Annotated in this window: 17 protein-coding genes; 10 read left to right on the forward strand and 7 right to left on the reverse strand. The window is 63.5% G+C overall.

All coding sequences use genetic code 11. The features are described from left to right. Window positions 1-33: 33 nt before the first annotated feature. Both AC5RT4_RS00270 and AC5RT4_RS00275 read left to right on the forward strand, forming a co-directional pair. Window positions 34-804, forward strand: coding sequence for a type 1 glutamine amidotransferase domain-containing protein (locus AC5RT4_RS00270; RefSeq protein ID WP_494104495.1), 771 nt, complete (start codon window positions 34-36; stop codon window positions 802-804). A gap of 22 nt (window positions 805-826) precedes the next feature. Next, window positions 827-961 (forward strand): hypothetical protein, encoded by a 135-nt coding sequence (locus AC5RT4_RS00275; RefSeq protein ID WP_494104496.1) that lies wholly within the window; start codon window positions 827-829, stop codon window positions 959-961. A 42-nt stretch (window positions 962-1,003) separates the two neighbouring features. Here AC5RT4_RS00275 and AC5RT4_RS00280 read toward each other — a convergent pair whose 3' ends face one another. After that, window positions 1,004-1,843 carry an alpha/beta fold hydrolase gene (locus AC5RT4_RS00280; protein ID WP_494104497.1) on the reverse strand — a complete coding sequence of 280 codons (840 nt, stop codon included), beginning with the start codon at window positions 1,841-1,843 and terminating at the stop codon, window positions 1,004-1,006. Window positions 1,844-1,929: 86 nt separating this feature from the next. Here AC5RT4_RS00280 and AC5RT4_RS00285 point away from each other — a divergent pair, with 86 nt between their 5' ends. The 4 genes from AC5RT4_RS00285 (at window position 1,930) to ppsA (ending at window position 6,429) form a co-directional block, all read left to right on the forward strand. Continuing rightward, window positions 1,930-2,595, forward strand: a complete 666-nt coding sequence (locus tag AC5RT4_RS00285; RefSeq protein ID WP_494104498.1) for a dihydrofolate reductase family protein — start codon at window positions 1,930-1,932, stop codon at window positions 2,593-2,595. Beyond that, window positions 2,595-3,002, forward strand: coding sequence for a nuclear transport factor 2 family protein (locus AC5RT4_RS00290; protein WP_494104499.1), 408 nt, complete (start codon window positions 2,595-2,597; stop codon window positions 3,000-3,002). Before AC5RT4_RS00285 ends, AC5RT4_RS00290 begins: the two co-directional genes overlap by 1 nt. A 45-nt stretch (window positions 3,003-3,047) precedes the next feature. After that, window positions 3,048-3,866, forward strand: a complete 819-nt coding sequence (locus AC5RT4_RS00295) for a pyruvate, water dikinase regulatory protein (RefSeq protein WP_494104500.1) — start codon at window positions 3,048-3,050, stop codon at window positions 3,864-3,866. A 145-nt stretch (window positions 3,867-4,011) separates the two neighbouring features. Continuing rightward, window positions 4,012-6,429 carry a phosphoenolpyruvate synthase gene (ppsA, locus tag AC5RT4_RS00300; RefSeq protein WP_494104501.1) on the forward strand — a complete coding sequence of 806 codons (2,418 nt, stop codon included), beginning with the start codon at window positions 4,012-4,014 and terminating at the stop codon, window positions 6,427-6,429. A 90-nt stretch (window positions 6,430-6,519) separates the two neighbouring features. Here the strand turns inward: ppsA and AC5RT4_RS00305 are convergent, their stop codons facing one another. Then, window positions 6,520-7,449, reverse strand: coding sequence for an NADP-dependent oxidoreductase (locus tag AC5RT4_RS00305; protein ID WP_494104502.1), 930 nt, complete (start codon window positions 7,447-7,449; stop codon window positions 6,520-6,522). Between the two features lie 750 nt (window positions 7,450-8,199). Here AC5RT4_RS00305 and AC5RT4_RS00310 point away from each other — a divergent pair. Beyond that, window positions 8,200-9,108: a GmrSD restriction endonuclease domain-containing protein gene (locus tag AC5RT4_RS00310; RefSeq protein WP_494104503.1), complete on the forward strand. Its 909-nt coding sequence runs from the start codon at window positions 8,200-8,202 to the stop codon at window positions 9,106-9,108. An 18-nt stretch (window positions 9,109-9,126) separates the two neighbouring features. After that, window positions 9,127-10,068: an excalibur calcium-binding domain-containing protein gene (locus AC5RT4_RS00315; RefSeq protein WP_494104504.1), complete on the forward strand. Its 942-nt coding sequence runs from the start codon at window positions 9,127-9,129 to the stop codon at window positions 10,066-10,068. 105 nt (window positions 10,069-10,173) lie between these two features. On the opposite strand, the gene AC5RT4_RS00320 is transcribed toward AC5RT4_RS00315, so the two are convergent. Both AC5RT4_RS00320 and AC5RT4_RS00325 read right to left on the reverse strand, forming a co-directional pair. Beyond that, entirely contained in the window at window positions 10,174-11,832 is a 1,659-nt protein-coding gene (locus AC5RT4_RS00320; protein WP_494104505.1) for a thiamine pyrophosphate-binding protein, read from the reverse strand. Window positions 11,833-11,952: 120 nt separating this feature from the next. After that, window positions 11,953-12,456: an Lrp/AsnC family transcriptional regulator gene (locus tag AC5RT4_RS00325; protein ID WP_494104506.1), complete on the reverse strand. Its 504-nt coding sequence runs from the start codon at window positions 12,454-12,456 to the stop codon at window positions 11,953-11,955. Between the two features lie 93 nt (window positions 12,457-12,549). On the opposite strand from AC5RT4_RS00325, the gene hisC reads away from it, so the two are divergent. Both hisC and AC5RT4_RS00335 read left to right on the forward strand, forming a co-directional pair. After that, on the forward strand, window positions 12,550-13,686 hold the full coding sequence (gene hisC, locus AC5RT4_RS00330) for a histidinol-phosphate transaminase (RefSeq protein ID WP_494104507.1): 1,137 nt from the start codon (window positions 12,550-12,552) through the stop codon (window positions 13,684-13,686). Window positions 13,687-13,700: 14 nt separating this feature from the next. Next, entirely contained in the window at window positions 13,701-15,113 is a 1,413-nt protein-coding gene (locus AC5RT4_RS00335; RefSeq protein ID WP_494104508.1) for an amino acid permease, read from the forward strand. A 132-nt stretch (window positions 15,114-15,245) separates the two neighbouring features. Here AC5RT4_RS00335 and AC5RT4_RS00340 read toward each other — a convergent pair whose 3' ends face one another. The 3 genes from AC5RT4_RS00340 to AC5RT4_RS00350 form a co-directional block, all read right to left on the reverse strand. Continuing rightward, window positions 15,246-15,857 carry a DUF4352 domain-containing protein gene (locus tag AC5RT4_RS00340; RefSeq protein WP_494104509.1) on the reverse strand — a complete coding sequence of 204 codons (612 nt, stop codon included), beginning with the start codon at window positions 15,855-15,857 and terminating at the stop codon, window positions 15,246-15,248. A 101-nt stretch (window positions 15,858-15,958) separates the two neighbouring features. Beyond that, the gene (locus tag AC5RT4_RS00345) at window positions 15,959-17,173 is read right to left on the reverse strand and encodes an McrC family protein (protein ID WP_494104510.1); all 1,215 of its coding nucleotides are present in this window, start codon (window positions 17,171-17,173) and stop codon (window positions 15,959-15,961) included. Further along, window positions 17,170-19,329: an AAA family ATPase gene (locus tag AC5RT4_RS00350; protein ID WP_494104511.1), complete on the reverse strand. Its 2,160-nt coding sequence runs from the start codon at window positions 19,327-19,329 to the stop codon at window positions 17,170-17,172. The genes AC5RT4_RS00345 and AC5RT4_RS00350 overlap by 4 nt, the downstream gene beginning before the upstream one ends. Window positions 19,330-19,331 lie beyond the last annotated feature (2 nt).

Raw genomic sequence — 19,331 nt, forward strand, 5'->3', positions numbered from 1 at the left:
CGTAGGGTGGGAGTTGGACGAAAGGAGCACTTCATGAAGAAAATCCTCATGGTACTGACCAGCGTTTCCGAGATCGGCGATACGGGAGAGAAGACCGGCTACAACGTGGCCGAGGCTGCCCATCCCTGGAAGGTGTTCAAGGATTCCGGACACTTCGTCGACTTTGCGTCCATCCAAGGCGGCCAGCCCCCGCGCGACGAGGTGGACACGAAAGATCCCATCCAGGTGGCCTTCACGGAGGATGAGACCACGCGCGCCGGCCTCTACAACACGGCCCGCGTGGATGTGGTTGATCCAGGCCAGTACGACGCCGTCTACCTGGTGGGCGGTCACGGGACCATGTGGGACTTCCCCGACAGCGAAGGCCTGCAGAATCTCGTTGCCAGCGTTTACAACAACGGCGGATTGGTAGGCGCGGTCTGCCACGGACCGGCCGGCCTGCTGAACGTGGAACTGGAGAACGGGTTCCGCCTCGTCGAGGGCCGGAAGGTGGCCGCCTTCACCAACGACGAAGAGGTAGCCGCGGGGAAGGACAAAGTCATCCCGTTTTTCCTGGCAGACCGGCTGGAAGAACAAGGTGCCACGCACGTCTTCGCTGATGTCTTCGAGGAGAAGGTAGTGGTTGACGAGCGGCTGGTGACCGGCCAGAACCCGGCCTCAGCTGCCGGCGTGGCCAAGGAGATGGAAAAGCTCTTCGCTGAGGTCATCCACCAGGAAAAAGCCGAGGAACGCCACGAGTCGGAGACCCTGCGCGCTGAGAAGGACGCCGAAAAGGCTGCTGCCGCCGCAGAAGGGGAGCAGTAGCCCTAGAGCTTAGGCTTGGCCTATGTCTACTGACGATGAGAAGGATCCTCCTGTGCCCGCTGACGTCGAGGGCAAGATCCCGAAAAAAGTTCACGACAAGCCAGCCACAGATGCTCGTGAGGCACGGACTGGCATCGACGGGAAGCCTTCGCGCTAGCGGCCGCTTCAGCACCCGGGGTATCGCGGGACCTGACCGAAGTTACGGTGCCTCAGAAGCCCCGCTTTTCCGGGTGACCGCGGCTGTGCGAAGGAACGCCACCGTGTCCTCGGCAATCCGTTCAGGGCACTCCCACAGGACCATGTGCGCCACGTCCGAGTACACCTTCAGGACTGCGCCGGGTATCCGGGCGGCCAAAGTTTCCTGGCTGCTGCGGGGCAGCAGGTTGTCTTCGGCTCCCCACAGGATGAGCGTTGGCACCTGGATCGTTCGGGATTCTGTGGGCGGGCTGGCTTCGCTCAGCCCGTGCAGGATGCTCTTCCACGCGTGGGCGGGCATTTTCAGTCCGTCGCGGACGCGGTCCTCGAGGTACCAGGCCGGGACGTCATGGAGCAGGGGGAACCAGGACAGCGAGTCCCGGACCCAGTCCTCATCCACAGGGTCGGTGAGCGCATCCACTTCGTCCGCGAAGGCGGGCCGGCCGTGCAGGCTCAGGGGAACCCCCACCAGTACCAGCGCCGCCACCTTTGCGGGGTCAGTAACGGCGAGTTGCTGGGCCACGTAGCCGCCGCTGGAGGAGCCGACGACGGCGGCCCGCGGCACGTCCAGCGCATCCAGGATCGCGGCGGCGTCCTCGGCCTGCTCCGCAAGGGAGTAGCCGCCTGCGGGTTTGTCCGCCTCACCCTGCCCGCGCAGGTCCGGTGCGTAGACGCGGCAGCCGATCAGCAGGGGGATCAGCCGGTCGAAGCTGTGGCGGGACTCGCCCCAGGCGTGCAGCAGCAGGAGCGGGGGCGGGCCGCCGTCGTCCTGGCTGTTGTTTTGGGCCAGGCACGGCACCGTGATGCCGGTGCGAAGCCGGAGATCCAGGACTTCGGAGTCCATAGCTTCAGGGTACGCCGGGCACAAGGCCTTGAGCGGTGGGGACTATTCGCCTTACAGTGACTGCCTACGACACTTCAGGAGACCAAATGTCCCTTGTCCGCGTACACAACTTCTCGGTCTCCCTCGACGGCTTCGGCACCGGCGGGGGCCAGCAACTGGACGCTCCGTTCGGCCACGCAGGCACGCGGCTGCTGGAGTGGGCCTTCGAGACGCGGACCTTCCGCGCGATGGGCCTTCATGGGGAATCGGAAGGTTCCTTCGGCGTCGACGAGGCGTTCGCCAGCCAGTGGGGAACCGGGGTCGGCGTCGAAATCATGGGGCGCAACAAGTTCGGCCCTCAACGGGGTCCCTGGGAGAACGAGGATTGGAAGGGGTGGTGGGGCGATAACCCCGTGTTCCACACCCCTGTGGTTGTCCTGACACACCATCCCCGCCCGGTCCTCGAGATGGAAGGCGGAACAAGCTTCCATTTTGTTGACGCGGACCCCGTTTCCGCGCTTGAACAGGCCCGTGCCCTGGCCGGTGGCCTGGATGTGAGGATCGGCGGCGGCGCCAGCACGGTGCGGCAGTTCCTCGAGGCGGACCTGATCGATCATATGCACATCGTCCTGGTGCCGATCGTCCTGGGCCGGGGCGAACGGCTCTGGGACGGACTGGAGGGACTCGAGGAACGCTTCCACATTGAAGCCACACCTTCTCCCCAAGGGGTGGTCCACCTGGTCTTCACCCGTCGCCCGGCCGGGGGTAAGTGATGCTCAACGAGACAGATCTTTTGCATGCCCTGCGACGGCACTGGGAGTACTCCGGCAAGGACGAGGACATCGCCCACGAGATCTACCATGACGACGCCGTGCTTGAGTTTCCCCAGTCCGGCGAACGGTTCGAGGGTGTGGAGAACTTCCGCGAATGGCGGCGGCAGTATCCGGCGGAGCTCAAGTTTTACACCCGGCGGATCACGCACCGTGAAGACCTGGTGGTGGTAGAGAACCTGATCAGTTACGACGGTGCGCCCTGGATGTACACGGTCAGCCTTCTCGAGTTCCGGGATGACCGGGTTGCGCACGAGCGGATCTACATCATGGACGGGTGGGATGCTCCGGAGTGGCGAACCCCTTGGCGCGCGGAGCAGCCTGCGGACCTGCCGCCGCCTGCTCCTTAGCTTCATCTAAGCGCGCGTCAGGCATCGGACCGCTAGGGTCATTTCATGACCACTGACGCTCTACGGCCTGTCTATTTCCTTTCAGACAGCACCGGCATCACCGCGGAAACGCTGGGCAACACGCTGCTGACACAGTTTCCCGGGAACGACTTCGACCGCATCACCATCCCGTTCATCACCACCGTTGAGCAGGCCCGGTCCGTCGTTAAAATCATCGACGCCGCTGCCGCCACCGGCCCTGCCCCGCTGGTCTTTTCCACCGCGGTCAGCAGCGAAATCCGCCAAACTCTCTCTACCTGCCAGGGAATCATCGTGGACCTCATCGGCACGTACGTAGAACAGCTGGAGCAGGCGCTGGGCAGCCATGCCAGCGGGGAGCCAGGCCGGGCGCACGGCCTGGGAAATGCCGCGCGCTACCAGTCGCGGATGGCTGCCGTCGAGTATGCCATGGAGCACGACGACGGCCAGAGCCTGCGGGCGCTGGAAAAGGCCCAGGTCATCCTGGTTGCGCCGTCCCGGTGCGGAAAAACGCCCACCACCATGTACCTGGCGCTACAGCACGGGATCTTCGCCGCGAACTTCCCGCTGGTGGAGGAGGATTTCGCAAGGGAAGGGCTGCCCAAGTCGCTCAAGCCCTTCGTGTCGAAATGTTTCGGCCTGACCACCAACCCGCTGCGCCTGAGCCAGGTACGCACCGAACGGCGCCGCGGCTCCTCCTACGCCTCGCTGCGCCAGTGCGGGTTCGAGCTGCGCAGCGCCGAGCGCCTGTACGAATTCCACGGGATTCCGTACCTCAACTCGGCCAGCGTGTCCGTGGAGGAAATGGCGGCCACCATCCTGCAGAAGATGAACCTCAAGCACTAGGGAAAACATTCACAAATGTGGTGTGGCACACATCATATGGCGCCGTCTTGGAAGCCCTGCCAAGGTGGAGAGGACTTTTGCCCCTACCCGGCCACCGCCGGGAGCCGGGCCTTGGCATTTCACCCTCTGCGAAGGAGCAGTAATTATGGCGACAGACATCCTGTGGTTTTCAGAACTCGGACTCAAGGACCTGGACCGGGTAGGCGGCAAGAACGCCTCCCTGGGCGAGATGGTGCAGAACCTGACCTCCGCCGGCGTCCAGGTCCCGGACGGGTTCGCCACCACTGCGGATGCCTACCGCAACTTCCTGGCCGAGTCCGGCCTGGACCAGCAGATCGTCGACCGGCTCGTGGGCCTGGACACCGATGATGTGACCGCCCTGGCAGCTGCCGGCCACGAGATCAGGACCCTGATCCGCGAGACGCCCTTCCTGCCCGACTTCGAGGACCAGCTCCGGAACGCCTACCGGGAGCTGGTGGAGAAGCACGGCGGATCCGATGAGCTGTCCTGGGCCGTGCGGTCCAGCGCGACGGCGGAAGATCTGCCCGACGCGTCCTTCGCCGGGCAGCAGGAAACCTTCCTGAACGTCCGGGGGATCGAAAACATCCTGGCTGCCATCAAGGACGTGTTCGCGTCGCTCTACAACGACCGCGCGATCGCCTACCGGGTGCACCACAAGTTCGAGCACGCGGACGTGGCGCTCTCGGCGGGCATCCAGCGGATGGTGCGCTCCGACGTCGGCGCCTCCGGGGTCATGTTCACCATGGACACCGAATCGGGCTTCCAGGACGCCGTGTTCGTCACCTCCTCCTACGGGCTCGGCGAGGCCGTGGTCCAGGGTGCGGTGAACCCGGACGAGTTCTACGTGTACAAGCCGGCGCTGCAGGCGGGCCGCCCTGCCATCCTCAAGCGCGGCCTGGGTGAGAAGGCCCTGCAGATGACCTACACCAGCAGCCAGGAGATCGGCCGCACCATCGACTTCGTCCCGGTGGAGGCGTCCCTGCGGAACCGCTTCAGCCTCAGCGACGAGGACGTGGAGCAGCTCGCCCGGCACGCCGTGGCCATCGAGAACCACTACGGCCGTCCCATGGACATCGAGTGGGGCAAGGACGGGATCGACGGCGGCCTGTACATCCTGCAGGCCCGCCCGGAAACCGTGCAGTCCCGCCGCGCCCCCGGCAGCCAGACCCGCTTCCGCCTCAACGAAACCGGCCCGGTCCTGGCCGAGGGCCGCGCCATCGGCCAGCGCATCGGCGCCGGCAGCGTCCGCATCCTCACCGCCATCGACCAGATGGCCGCCTTCCAGACCGGCGACGTCCTGGTGGCGGACATGACGGACCCGGACTGGGAACCGATCATGAAGCGCGCCTCCGCGATCGTCACCAACCGCGGCGGAAGGACCTGCCACGCGGCCATCATCGCCCGGGAACTGGGGATCCCCGCCGTCGTCGGAACCGGCCACGGCACGGACGCACTGTCCGACGGGCAGGAGGTCACCGTCTCCTGCGCCGACGGCGAGACCGGCACCATCTACCAGGGCCTGCTGGACTTCACGGTGGAGGACACCGGGATCACCAAGATGCCCGATGCTCCCGTGAAGGTGATGATGAACGTGGGCACCCCGGAGCAGGCGTTCACCTTCGCCCAGCTGCCCAACCACGGCGTGGGGCTGGCCCGGCTCGAGTTCATCATCAACCGCCAGATCGGCATCCACCCCAAGGCCCTGCTGAACCTGGACAGCCAGCCGGAGGACGTGCAGGCGAAAATCCGGGAGCGGATCGCCGCGTACAGCAACCCGCGCGAGTACTACATCAAGCGCCTGGCCGAAGGCGTGGCCACCATCGCCGCCGCGTTCGCGCCGGAACCGGTGATCGTTCGTATGTCCGACTTCAAGTCCAACGAGTACGCCAACCTCCTGGGCGGGCCGGCCTACGAGCCGCACGAGGAAAACCCCATGCTCGGCTTCCGCGGCGCCTCCCGCTACCTGGAGCCGTCCTTCCGGGACTGCTTCGACCTGGAGTGCGAGGCCCTGTCCTTTGTCCGCAACGAGATGGGCCTGACCAACGTCAAGCTCATGATCCCGTTCGTGCGGACCCTTGATGAGGCCCGCGGCGTCATCGAGCTGCTGGCAGAGAACGGGCTGCGCCGTGGCGAGAACGGCCTGGAGGTGATCATGATGTGCGAGCTGCCGTCCAACGCGCTGCTTGCCGACGAGTTCCTGGACTACTTCGACGGGTTCTCCATCGGCTCCAACGACATGACCCAGCTGGCGCTGGGCCTGGACCGGGACTCGGCGATCGTATCTGCAGGGTTCGATGAGCGTGACCCTGCCGTCAAGAAGCTCCTCAGCATGGCCATCAAGGCCTGCCGGGAACGCGGCAAGTACGTGGGCATCTGTGGCCAGGGCCCCAGCGACCATCCGGACCTTGCCGAGTGGCTGGTGGAGCAGGGCATCGAGTCCGTTTCACTGAACCCGGACACCGTGGTGGACACCTGGCTGCGGCTCGCGGACGTCGCGGCGGGCACTTCCGCAGAGGGCGCCGCTTTGGTGGGAGCCCGCTGACCTACTTGCCTGAGTGACGTGCCGCCGTCGGAAGTTTCCGACGGCGGCACGCGGGGTTCGTAGGTACAGAGCCTGAGTCAGCTGTCTGGATCAGGAGTCCTGGTTTACTGCGACCACGATTTTGCCGCGGGTATGGCCCTCCATGTTGCTGCGGACGGCATCAGCGGCTTTTTCCAGCGGAAAGACCTCGGCAACTTCCACGCGGATCTTCCCGCTGTCTGCCAGGTCGGCGAGTTCCTGCAGGTCGGCTCCCACTGGATTGACCCACATCCAGTCGCCGCCGTGCTCTTCCACTCCACTGTCGGCGATCGAGGCATGCCGGCCTCCTTCGGCCAGCACGGCCAGCGTCGCCTCGAGGTTTCCGCCGACGAAATCGGCAACGACGTCCACGCCGTTAGGACGCAGCGCGCGAACGCGCTCAGCGAGTCCGTCCCCGTATTCAACCGGCTCGGCTCCCAGGGAGCGGAGGAAGTCGTGGTTCTTCTTGGAGGCGGTGGCGATGACCCTGGCGCCCCGGGCAACGGCGATCTGGATGCCAAGGGAGCCCACGCCTCCGGAACCGCCGTGGATCAGGACAGTCTCGCCGGCCTTCAGGGCCAGCCGGTTGAGGACCTGGTAGGCGGTCAGCCCGGCCAGCGGCAGGCCCGCCGATTCGTTCCACCCGAGCGAGGCAGGCTTCCGGGCCACGACCCGCTCCGGTAGCGCTATGTACTCGGCAAAGCTGCCACCGTGGACGTAGTCTTTGCGGCCGTAGGCGATGACCTCGTCGCCGGGCTGGAACTGCCGGGCGTCAATTCCCACCGACTCCACAACCCCTGCCACATCCCAGCCGGGGATGGCGGGAAACTGCAGGTCCATGATGGGGTCCAGGTACCCGGCCATGATTTTCCAGTCCACCGGGTTCACTGCTGCTGCCTTGACTTTGACCAGGACCATTCCCGGCCCGACTTTCGGCATCGGCTGATCGCCGTATTCGAGGACGTCCGGGTTTCCGTATGTGGTGTAGGTAATTGCCTTCATACCTTCCCACAACCGCGTGGCCGGACCTCAGTATTCCGGGCCAGGGCACGAAGTGGCGCATAGCACGGGCAGGTAGTTCGGTCGCGCGGATTGTTAAGCGCGAAAGGCCGAGTGCGACAAACCAGCTCAAGGTTCCATCAAGAGCAGCTCAGCGTTGCCATAGGATGACGGCAACTTGGGGTTCTGCACATGGCCTCGAAATAGGCTTGACGATATACACCCGCTGGTCTAGCAGCGAGTCAGGCCTATCTGGCCAGCTTTATGGGGGAAAGAATTGTCGAACTACCGCACCCTTTCGGGTCCATCCGCGCCTGCACCGAAGCCGCCGCGTAAACCACGTACCTCCACCCTCATCACCGGAGGTATCACCGCACTTCTCATGACTGTGGGGGCACTCAGCAGCGGAATTGGAATGGCGCTGGTTTTCCTGGCCATTTCCGGCGCGCTGACGGGACTGTACGTGCTGGCGACCGGGCGCCGCTCCTGGGCCATGTTGCCGGCGAAACGTAAGGCGGGTGCCGTCGCTCTCGCAACCTCGTTCGCCCTTTTCATCGCGGGCGGCCTCGCGCTGCCCCGGGTGGCTACAGCGGACCTGAGAGCTGCCGCGTCAGACAGTATCGTGACAACGACCACCGCCAGTGCCAGCCCAACCGCCTCAGCCAGCGCCACGCCGTCGGCCACCCTACAGCGAAGGAAACCAGCGCGCCACTGGACCCGGAGACGGCGGCCGTGGTGGCACAAGGCACCTTGGTGTCGGCACCAAACAAGCAGCCTTCCTACGCCACGAAGGCGATGGACCTGCTGGCAACCCTTCCTATCAAGGGCAGGGCTCCCAAGACGGGGTATGACCGGGCGCTGTTCGGGCAGGCGTGGGCGGACGTGGACCGCAACGGCTGCGACACGCGCAACGACATGCTTAACCGCGACCTTACTGCCATTGCCTACGTCAACAGTGTGCCGTGCAAGGTGAAGTCGGGAACGTTGGCAGATCCGTACACGGGTACGAGCATCAATTTCCTGCGCGGCCAGGCCACCAGTACCGCGGTCCAGATCGACCACGTGGTCGCACTCAGCGATGCCTGGCAGAAAGGCGCGCAGCAGTTGACTACGGAGCAGCGGACGGCGTTTGCCAACGACCCGCTGAACCTGCAGGCGACGGACGGACCCACAAACATGAAGAAGGGCGACGGCGACGCCGCCACCTGGCTGCCGCCGAACAAGGGGTTCCGGTGCGAGTACGTCGCCCGGCAGGTTTCAGTGAAGGCGACGTACATGCTGTGGGTGACTCAGGCCGAGCACGATGCAATGGCGCGGATTCTAAGCGACTGCTCCGGGCAGTTGGCACCTACCAACGCTCAAGCACCCGCACCTGTTGTGGCTGAACCTGCTCCTGCGCCCGTTGCCCCTGCACTCGCCGCCCCCGCCGCGCCTGCAGCCATCGCTCCCGTGCCGGCTCCGGTTGCGCCGGTGCCTGCTCCCGTAGCACCGGCTCCAGCAGCGCCCGCGCCGGCTCCTGCAGTCCCCGCCCCTGCTCCCGCTGCCGCGTACTACGCCAACTGTGCTGCTGCCCGCGCTGCCGGTGCCGCACCGCTCTTCGCCGGGCAGGCTGGCTACCGGCCCGCGCTGGACCGCGACTCGGACGGCGTGGCCTGCGAGTAACGCCCAGCTTTCGAGGGCTTGTACCTGCATGCATCAACAACACAACAACATTCCTCTGGGGGAAAAATGAAAAACAGCTCGTATGCTCCTGCCCGCCAAGAGGGCGGCTGGAAGCCAACCGTACTCTTCTGGATCGTCGCAGCAGTAGTGCTGCTTCTCGTACTTCTCTTTGCCTTGGCAGGCGGGCTGGGAGTAGCGCTAGTTATCTTGGGCCTGATCGCACTGCTGACCGGACTCTATGCACTCCTGTTCAAGCGCCCGTCGTGGGTTGGACTGCCCCACCGGCAGTCAGGTGGACTTTTAGCTATTGCAGGTTTTGTTGTATTTGCATTGGGGGTTGGAGTTACCGGTGCCACCGCTACTCCTCGTGCAGACATCAATAAGGCTGCAGAAGTGACTACTCCCAAGCCGTCAGCTACAAAAACAGCCACTCCGACCGCGACTCCAACCCCAACGAACCCCGCCAACTCGATATGCACCACGGCAGCTGCAACTAAGATGTACAACAGCCAGACGCTGATTTGCACCGCGGGCGGGGATCAGCGCCTGGTGTGGATGACCGAGGCCGATTCGAAAAAGGTAGTGGCGGAGAAGGCCGCAGCTGAGAAAGAGGCTGCAGATAAGGCCGCCTCGGAATTGGCAGCTGCGGAATTGGCAGCCGCTGAAAAAGCAGCAGCCGAAAAGGCGGCAGCTGAGGCCGCGCAGGCTGCTGCGGCGCAGGCTGCAGCTGCACAAGCTGCTGCAGAGCAGGCTGCTCGGGAGGCGGCGGCAAGGCCGGCCCCTCAGGCGCCAGTGGCGCCCGCGCCCGTTGCGCCGGCCCCGGCACCTGCCCCCGCCGCCGCTCCGTTCGCCAACTGCGCCGCCGCGAAGGCAGCAGGAGCCGCGCCTGTCTACGCCGGAACGCCTGGCTACGGAACGCACCTCGACAGAGATCGCGACGGTATCGGCTGCGATAAGTAAGCCAAGCCAAGCCAAGCCAAGAACAAGTGCCGTGGATACCGTCGAGGTATTCACGGCACTTCTGTTCCAGCGCAATGCCTCCTGGAACAGAAGCCAGACCTTGAGCTACCCCGCCACTGCCGCCTTCGTCGCCTCCTTGGCGTTCATCCACTCGGTCAGCCACGGGGCCCGGACGCTTGACGTGATCCGGCAGTCGGCCACGAAGGTTCCTTTGGCGCCGGCGTCGATCCAATCCCGAAGCGCGGAGAGGTCGGACAGCGATCGGATCACTGCCGACTCAGCTCCCAGAGCTCGGGCGATCCCGCTGAAGTCCACTTCCGGGATTAGCATTGGCTTTTGGGTCAGGCCCTGGGAGCCGTACTGGTGAATCTCGGCACCGTAGGCGGCGTCGTTGTAGATCACCACGACGGCGCTGCTTGCCGTACCAATGAGCGATTCGAGGTCGGACAGGCCCATCAGGAAACCGCCGTCGCCGGACGCCAGCACCAGGGTGCGGCCGTCCTCAAGCGCACGGGCTGCCCCGACGGCGCTCGCCAGGCCCAGCCCGATGGACTGGAAGGCAGTCCCCACCATCACGAGGTCCTGCGGCCGCGGGATGTTCCAATACATGGGTGCCCAGCCGATGAAGTGCCCGCCGTCCTGGACCACCGTGCGGCTCTCCGGCAGTACGGCGTCCAGCGCGGTGGCGAGGGAGCGCGGATCCAGCCGGCCGTCCTCGGTCTCGTCGGATCCCGGGTGGTGGGCTGTTCCCTCGGTCAGGCGACGGCGGGCTTCCGCACGCCAGCCCTCCACTGCAGCGGAGCCATCAAGCATCCGAAGGATGCGAGTGGCAGCCGTCTTCACGTCCGCGCTGACGAACAGGTCCACCCGCTCGTTGGTCGGCTGCAGGGCGGTGTCGATCTGGATGACGGTGCTGTCCGGACCGATCAGGTGCCCGAACCGCATGGTGAAGGGGCTTAGGCTTGCCCCGGCCACCAGAACCACGTCGGCCTCGCCCATGAGCCCGGCGGCGGTGTCGGTGCCGAAACCGCCGGCCACGCCCAGGTACCCCTCGCCTTTGAGGAGGTTGAGCGCGAGGGCGGTTCCGGCGGTCAGTGCGCCGATCCGGTCGGCGAGTTTGCGGAGTTCCGGGCCGGCGCCGGCGAGGTGCGCGCCGCGGCCGGCGAGGATCAGCGGCCGCTTGGCCCCGGCGAGCAGGCGGGCTACCTGCCCAAGGTCCGCGCCGCCGTCGTCCGTCACCTTTGTGGCCAGGGGCGCCGGAAGTTCCTCGTCCTCAGCTTCGAGTGCCGCGAGGTCGTAGGGGATGGCAAGGACGACGGCGGTGCGCTGGGTGAGTGCATACTCCACCGCCAGTCGGGTGATGGAGCCGGCGGTTTCTCGGGTGACGGTGAAGGTTGCCGCGCCCAGGCCAGCGGCGATTGCCGCCTGGTCCACGTCCTGCGGACGGGCGCCGCTGCTCGGAGCGTCCCCGGTGACGAGCACGACAGGGATCTGCGCCTGGACCGCCTCGGCCAGGGCGGTGAGGGCATTGGTGTAGCCGGGGCCGTAGGTGGTGGTGCCCGCGGCGAGGCGTCCCGAGGCCCGGTAGTAGGCGTCGGCCGCGGCGATGGCGGCGCCCTCATGCCGGACGGGGGAGAAGCGGAGGCCCAGCTTTTCGGCGGCGTCTAGGAAGTAGACGTTTCCGTTGCCCATGACGCCGAAGACGTCGCTGACATAGTTGCTGAGAACCTGCGCCACGCGGCCGGAGACGGTGAGAGAAGTCATGCAGGAATCGTGTGGCCTGCGTCTCAGGTTTGCAATAACGCTCGATACTGCTGGGACTTTTGGCAGTAGAAGAAGCAGCAAGTGACAATCTGCCCAAGCTGTGGTCGGAGTCACTTGTCTCTAGTCGGAGGGGCGGCCTTCCTGCTCCGACAGCCGGCTGATGAGCCCGTCGTACCGGGGCGGCATGAGTTCCATGACGGAGATGGCGGTGCTGGTCCGCTGGATTCCGTCGATCTCCAGGATCTGGTTGGTGATGCGGTAGAGGTCGGCGGTGCTGCGGGCCACCACCTTGGCCATGAGGTCCGCGTCGCCGGTGGTGGCATGTACCTCGATGACTTCCGGGATCGCTGCAAGGCCGCTTTCCACCGAGCCGAACCGCGTCTGGCTGATTTCCAGGGAGAGGAAGGCCATCAGTTCGTAGCCGAGCGCGGCCGGGTCCAGCCGCCGGCTGAAGGAGCGGAGCGCGCCGCTGCGCTCCAGGCGTGCCAGCCGGGCATGGACGGTGTTGCGTGCGACGCCGAGCGTCCGGGAGAGTGCCAGGGCGCTGGCTTCGGGGTCCTTGTCGAGGGCCAGGATGATCCGGCCGTCGAGCGAATCGAGGGTGCGAGCATTCGTGATGGTCATATTTTCACCAGAGCTACTAGAAGTTGAGCAGAAGTGCCAAGCACAAAAGCGTATCTTGCTATGTGGGCCGGGTCACAACCATGATCGGTGCCCATGACCCCTGAACAACTCCTGACAAGGCCGGACACCGCGCTGCCCACCCTTCGCGGCGCCGTGGCCGGGCTTCCGTCCTACGTCCCGGGCCGCCGGGGTGCCGGCGCGGACATCGCGGCCCTCGCCAGCAACGAAAGCCATTACGAGCCGCTGCCCGCTGCCGCGGCTGCGGTGGCCGAGGCGGCCAACACCATGAACCGCTACCCGGACAGCGCCGCCGTCGAACTCCGCGAACGGATCGCTTGGCACCTGGGCGTCACGGCAGGGGAGGTGGCGGTGGGACCCGGCAGCGTGGGCGTCCTCCAGCAGATCATCACCGGACTGTGCGACGCCGGGGACGAGGTGGTCTTCGCGTGGCGCTCCTTCGAGGCGTACCCCATCCTGGTGGAGCTGGCAGGCGCCCGGCCGGTACGCATCCCGCTTGACGATGCTGAGGGTCACGACCTTGACGCCATGGCCGCCGCCGTCACCGGCCGGACCAAGGTCATCCTGCTGTGCACCCCCAACAACCCCACCGGGGTACCGATCAGCCACCAACGCATCAACGCCTTCCTGCAATCCGTCCGCTCCGACATCCTGGTGGTGATCGACGAAGCCTACGTGGAATACGCCGACGCCGGCAGCGGCCCCGACTCCCTGACGCTCTACCGCCGGTACCCGAACGTCTGCATCCTTCGCACCTTCTCCAAGGCCTACGGGCTCGCTGGCCTTCGTGTGGGGTATGCGATTGCGACGCCGGCAATCGCTGAGGGGCTACGACGCACCGCCTTGCCCTTCGCCGTGAGCGCGCTGGCCCAAAAGGCCGCCATCGCGTCGCTGGACGCGGGGGAGGAAATGGAAGCGCGGGTGGCCGCCGTTCGTCAGGAGCGCGCGCGGATGGCCGCGGAGCTTAGAGCGCAGGGCTGGAAGCTGCAGCCGAGCCAAGGAAACTTCCTGTGGATCCGCGCCGATGAAAACCTTCGGGCCAGGCTGGTGGACGCGTTCGACGGCGCCGGCATCCTGGTCCGGGCGTACCAGGGCGACGGCGTGCGGATCACCGTTGCCGACCCCGCCTCCAACGACCGCGTCCTCCGGCTCCTCGCAGCCCACGTGGCCCGACCATTCTCTGATCCCTTATCACTCCGTTCCACCTACTAACTAGAGGAATCCCCATGGAACAACAGACAAAGACGTCTGCCCGCGCGCTCGGCGCGGCCCTCAAACCCCGCCAGCTCACGATGATGGGCCTCGGAAGCGCCATCGGCGCCGGCCTCTTCATCGGCTCCGGCGCCGGCATCCAGGCGGCCGGCCCGGCCGTGCTGATCTCCTACCTCGTGGCCGGCACCCTCATCATCCTGGTGATGTGGGCGCTCGGCGAGATGGCAGCCGCAAACCCGGACAGCGGTGCCTTCTCCGTTTACACCGCCAAGGCTTATGGGCCGGTGGCCGGCGCCACTGTTGGCTGGCTCTGGTGGCTGCAGCTGGTGGTGGTCATCGCAGCCGAGGCGCTCGGGGCGGCAGGCCTGCTGGCCACCATCTTCCCGGCGCTGCCGGTGTGGCTGATGGCTTTCGTGTTCATTGTGCTGCTCACTGCTGTGAACCTGACCAGCGTGAAGAACTTCGGTGAGTTCGAGTTCTGGTTTGCCCTGCTCAAGGTGGCGGCCATCGTCGCGTTCCTGGCTGTGGGCGTCGCCCTGCTGTTCGGCTGGCTGCCGGGCGTGCAGTCGCCGGGCTTGTCCAACTTCATGGGTGACGGCTTCGCGCCCAGTGGTTTCGCCGGGATTGCCACGGCGCTGTTCGTGGTGGCGTTCGCGTTCGGCGGCACCGAGATTGTGTCCGTGGCCGCAGCCGAGACCGCCGAGCCGGCCCGGAGCGTGAAGAAGGCCGTCCGGACGGTGCTGTGGCGCATCCTGGTGTTCTACATCGGTGCCATCTTCATCATTGCGGCCGTTGTTCCCGTCGGTTCTGAAGGGCTGAAGAGCCCCTTCGCCGCTGTGCTGGAGGCCGCCGGCATGCCCGGTGCGGCCACCGCCATCACGCTGGTAGCCGTCGCGGCACTGCTGTCAGCGCTCAACGCCAACCTCTACGGTGCCTCCCGGATGGCGTACTCCCTCGCGGAACGGGGCGAAGCACCGCGGATGCTTGCTTCTGTGTCCAAGGCGCGGGTCCCGGTTATCGCGGTCCTGGCCAGCGTCGCGTTCGGGGTTGTCACGGTGGTGCTGGAACTGGCCTTCCCCGAGATGGTCCTTGGCGTCCTGCTGAACATCGTGGGGTCGACCTGCCTTCTGGTGTGGACGTCCGCGCTCCTGGCCCAGCTCGCGCTGCGTCTCCGCGCGGACCGTGAGGGGACGGAACTTCCCCTGCGGATGCCCGGCTTCCCGTGGCTCACGTGCTTTGGTCTGCTCATCCTCGCGGCGATCTTCACGGTGGGTTTCATCGGCGAGGATTCCCGTCCCCAGCTCCTGAGCACTTTCGGACTCGTGGCTCTGCTGGCGGTGGCGAACTGGTTGAATCATCGGAAGCGGGACGCTCGGCAGCGTATCCAGCCTTCGGAGGGCGAAAAGCAGCCGGTGCTTATCGACTGAATCAGGTGCGGTAACCCACTTCGTGTGTCCATAGGGCTTCGATATCGTAGCCCGCCTCACTGGCACTCCAACCAGAAAAACAGGAACCCCGCTCAGAGATCATGCCTGGCGGGGTTTCCTGTCATCTTGTGCTCACTTTGCCGGGTACTCCCATTCCCAGCCGGTGGGCATGAAGCCCTGCTTGTGGACCAACACGCCGGTGGGTGTCGGTACGTCGAGCACTATTGTCCCCGTGGCCTTTTCGCCTGGTCCCAATGCAGAAGGAAAGTTTTCTTCGTCGTTCAGGCACATGAACGAGGATCCCGTCATGATGTTGCCGTTGAACGTCGTTCCGTTATCAGCGACTGCTTTCCAAGCGTAGCCAGCCAATCCGAACTGAGGGTTGACCGATTCTGCCAACGCTAAATCGGTCTCCATGGAGACATTTAGAGCGACGAAGTGACCGTTCTCTGATGGTTGGGCGTACTGGTTGGTGCATGGCGCATCGACCTGAATGGAGTTGATCACAAAGCTCGCGACAGTCTTGTCCTTGTCTGTGACCGAAGCCCCTTCGCCTACTTTTTTCACCAAATTCCCGCGGCTGGACTTGGTAGCATTCGCGGCAGGGCTCGACGATGTCGTCCCGGCTGAGCTTGCACCGGTGGCTGGTTCAACTGAAGGAGCTATTGGTGGAGCCTGCGGTGTACCGCCACACCCGGCGAGTAGCAGCGCTGCGACAGGCAGGGTGAGTAGTGCTTTCTTCATTTGTTGCCCCCGAGGTGAGATCTGAACGAGTCAGCTCAGCATATTTCAAGGGTCTGACAAAGCGACCTAGGGCGGTGTCACGGGTGGGTAACATTGCATTCCTAACCCCTGCTAACCCGTTTGTCGAGGTCGCCGGGAACCTGCGTCGATTGGTGAATTTCTGCAGCAAGACGACGTATCTGTTTGAGTAACGCGTCCGGGGTTTGGTTGAGGTCGATAGCATGACATGAAATTCTGGTGTTAAGACCGATGATGCTAAGGACTTTGGGCTCTTCCTCGCCTTTAGCGTAAACAAGGTGTCCTGAAGAAAGTCGGAACCGGGTGCAGTAAGCCAGCATTTGGTAAATGTCTGCGTTCGGATAAGCAGAATTCTTGGGTGCTTTGTATTTTGCGTCAATAACCGCCCTTACTCCGCGTGCGTCCTTCCACAGCAGGTCTGGAATGAGAGAGATGCTGCCGGCAGTGTCTAGCGAGCGACCCTTGGCATGGAGCTCGATAGTGCCGCCGATGCTCCGGAGGTATTCACCAAGGGCAGTCGTAAGGAAGTCTTCAAAGACCTGCCACATGTCCAACAGGAACGCGGAGGCGGTGATTTCACCGTGACGTTGTTCTAGCGAGGCGTTCTGAAGGATAAGCATTGCCAGAAAGATGGCAGGTCGGTAGCGGGTGTTTAGACGAGTAAACTCTATTGCAGGCAGCTTGGTCCAGGGTGCGATCGCATCGACACCGTCAAATCGCTGTACAAGCTTTAGAAGGCTGGTGCGGTGCCTCCGCGAGAGTGAGGGGAGGCGAAGGAGTCGTTCTGCTGCGGTGAGTAGCAGACTGTTCTCGGGAACATTAATAGTGTATTCGTCAAATATCAGTTCTGCGGGGAGCGGTATTCCCGCACGACGTCCTACTTGGGCAGAAACGTTCAGGTGGCCACGGAAGACCTGCAACGAGTCCTCGAAAGTTTTGTAGCCCTGCAAGAGTCCTTCTCCGACAGCTCGGGCTGATTGACGAATGAAGGCATCACCTATTGTGTTCAGTAGGTCGTCATCTTGATCTATGACGATGTCCTGCTCTTTCCAAATCTTTCGTTCAGCGGAATAGCTCATCAAGAAAAAGAGTCGCGAGACAGGTATTTTCGGTTTTATTTCGACTTGAAAGTCGCCGAGACGGATTACGCCCACTTTTCGTACGTTCGAGATGATCCAGTCTCCTGCACCCACCGGGACGGCTGTGATCACGTCAAGTCGGCAGAGGGCGGCGACGATGTCTGTCGAGAGCTGGACTCGCTTGGGCGGCGCCCCCTCGGTGAGTTCGAGGTCTTTCATTCTGCTGAATCGACCGTTTCCTCTGCCGGCGCGGCAGGGATAACCTGGGGTTGCTGTCGGGTCTGTAGGGCACTGAGGCCATAAATCTGGTCGATGTTCAGGCCCTCGCCGTAGTGATGTTCTGCTAGAAGCGGGAGGATCTCGTATTCCCAAATTTCGCCTAGCTGGTCCTGAAGCAGCTTCGCGTTTTTGGGCATGAGGAAGCTGGGGCCGATTTGAAAGTCACCGCCGCCAATACGTTCGTTCACAGCATCAAGGAGGTCTGCTGGGGCAGCATCGAGGCCGTGATGCGCCAACCACTTGCGGAGAACGGATTTGGTGGGTTCCCTTTGCGGATGTAGTTCAACAAACGAGAAACGACGGCGCATCGCAGCGTCTAACAGTGCGATGGAACGGTCGCTTGTATTCATGGTTCCAATGAAAAAGAGATTTGAGGGAAGAGTAAAGGCAGCATCTTCACCCGTGCTGTACTGCAGCTGGATCGGGGTATCACGGTACTCGAGCAGGAAATAGAGTTCACCGAAAATTTTGGCGAGATTGCCACGGTTGATTTCATCGATGACGAGTACGTAGTTGAACTCAGGGTTGGAGACCGCCTGCTCCACAATCCGACGTAAAGGTCCGTCCTGGAGCCTGTAGGTGAGCGAGCCGTCGTCGGTGGTCTTGGGACGGTATCCCTGGAAAAAGTCTTCATATGAGTAGCTGGGATGGAATTGAACGATCGCAGTGTACTTGGAATCGCCGGCAATGTGTTCGGCTAGATGCATGGCCAGATACGTCTTCCCGGTACCTGGCGGCCCATAGAAGATGATTTGTCCCCGACGCTCGAGCAGGTTCAGCTGCTTCTGAAGCCACGTCTGATCAATGAACAGTCCCTGGGAGAGAGCGGCATCTGCTAGGGCGAATGCGCGGCGAGCGCCGGTTGCGGGCGCCAGCAGGTCGTCCGGGTCAGGGAAAATAGGCTCTCCACCCTGTTCTTCCGAAGCCGGTGATGGATTCCATTCCTTTTGAAGGGGCTCGGCGTAGAAGTTCACGGGTTGACCGGTCTTCTGCTGGAGTTTGAGCACGATCGCCAGCAAATCGCGATCGATGTCTTCACTGGATTCGCCGATTTCGCCAATGAAGGCATCGCGGATGCGCTTCTTGTGCTCTTCGGACACGATGGATGTAATGTATTTCGGGTGGACGAGGTACACCAAGGCGTTTCGTTGGGTACGGAAGCTATGCCCAGGCGAATCATTGACGAATTGCCGCCACTGCCACGGGTCAGCGACCAGTGCTTCCTTCTCGGCTTCGGACTTTCCCAACCAAGCATCGAGAAGTTCGATGATCAGCACGAGCGCTTCGTAGAGCTTGTTGTTCATGGCCTGGCCCGGGTCGAAGGCGCCAAACTTGAAGGCCTTGGCAATCTCAACTGGAATCTGGACAGGGTGTTCCATGTACCCCAAGAGCGTTTGAACCCGTTCTCTTTTGGCCCGCTCTCCAATGCGGTTTGGGCTGATCGGCAGTAGCTGCCAGCAAACAAGCTCCGCCATAAGCAAGCGGGCGTCGTCTGAAACTTTCTCTAGTTGAAGCTTTAGCTTGCCGACGAAGTTGCCGGAGTCAGGATCTGGGGCGTCAATGAACACGGAGCGTAGTTCCTTGACGGGACCGCGACCCCATACACTTCTGCCCTCGGAGAAGACTGATCCGCCTTCCTGAAGTCCGCGCTGTACGAACGGCAGTGCCGCGTCCCGGATGGCTTCCTCAGGCTTATCGACGGGCACTATGGTGCTTTGAAGCTGTTCCTTCTTTTTCTCAGCGCTGAGGGCGCTCCACGCGTTATATCGATTATGGGCTTCGGAAGCCAAGTCTCCTGCCTCCGGGAAGTCCTTGAGTGCCTGACGCCCTTCATTGGTGATCCTCCAATGACCCGTTCCAGTTTTTTCGAGCCATCCTGCTTTCACTGCGTCTACGGTTGACCATCCAAGATAGATTTCCGCGCGAGTCCTGCCATCGACGGTCGTTTCGCTCTCCTGACCTTCGGGCGGCAGCCGCTTGAATACCAGGGACAGAAGTCCATCGGGGCCGGTTGTTTTATGAAAACCATCGGGCTGCTCTGCCAGCAACTCAAGGATCAGACGTAGGCGTTGAGCATTGTTTTCTCCAACCGGCATGG

It is taken from the genome of Arthrobacter sp. sptzw42 (assembly GCF_059089685.1).